Origin of the sequence: Methylobacterium sp. J-059 (genome assembly GCF_022829485.1) — a bacterium.
Lineage (GTDB): Bacteria > Pseudomonadota > Alphaproteobacteria > Rhizobiales > Beijerinckiaceae > Methylobacterium.
The window spans coordinates 1-972 of record NZ_JAKSYA010000003.1; the positions used below are offsets into that span (position 1 = coordinate 1).

The 972-nt window shown below is 59.7% G+C and carries 2 pseudogenes; both read right to left on the reverse strand.

The features are described from left to right. Window positions 1–220 (reverse strand): annotated as a pseudogene (locus tag MKK55_RS00015) (hypothetical protein); the annotation flags it as partial. Window positions 221–828: 608 nt separating this feature from the next. Then, window positions 829–972: pseudogene (locus MKK55_RS00020) on the reverse strand (phosphoribulokinase); the annotation flags it as partial.

Below are 972 nucleotides of genomic sequence, written 5' to 3' on the forward strand. Positions count from 1 at the left end.
CGGCGAGGCACCCGAACATCAGGCACAGGACCGACAGGCCGACGAGCCACTCGAAGTCGAGGCAGAGCACCTGCTCGAGGCCGCGGGGCTGGCCGGCGACGTCGTAGGCGCAGAACCACTTCACATGGGCGCTGGCCTCGCCGGAGGTGAGGAGCACGGCCGGCACCGCCAGCAAGACACCAGAAAGCCATGGAAGCTGTCGCGTCGCTTGCGGAGCCATTTTTAGAACCTGGGGAAGCGTCTACAGGCACCTGCCTGCCCCGACATTTACCTAGAAAACCGAGGTAAATTCTAACTCAATATTAACCGGTCATATTGGTTTAGTTAAGAAACTTAGTTAATAGATTGACTGACTACAAAAGCATTCAATAAGCGGAACCACTCCCTCTTCTGCTGGTAGGGATCACGAAGGCTACCGAGGAGTCGCAATGTTTGTTCTGAGCCTACTGTGCCTCGTCTCGGGAGTGTCGCTCGCGGGCATTGCTCCATGCCGACCCGCGCGACAGGCTGCAGTCGAGAGCATAAGCGGTAGCCTGATCGTTGGCGGCCTCTGCCTGCTTGATATTGGTCTGTCGCTGTTCCGCTGACGTCAAATCAACGCTGCAGTCTGGTCGAGTGAGACAAGCGACCGCCGCCGGCATAGCGCCGTCGCGTAGGCACAATCTTAAGGAACATCCTCAGCACGTTGGTGTACTCGGAGGAAGCGTCCCTGCCTCTAGGGCGTGTCATCTGCCTCGCGCGGGCTGATGATGGGTGGGGAAGCCCGGCCAAAACAGCCGGACTTATTGCCCGGGACGACCCGTGCGGTCAGGCGAGCCGGCGCTTGCGCTAGACGAGTTGCATGATGATCGGCTTGAGGATGAGCTGCATCGCGAGGTCGAGCTTGCCGCCGGGGATGACGATCGAGTTGGCCCGGCTCATGAAGCTGCCCTCGAGCATCGAGCGAAGGTACGAGAAGTCGATGCCCTTGGG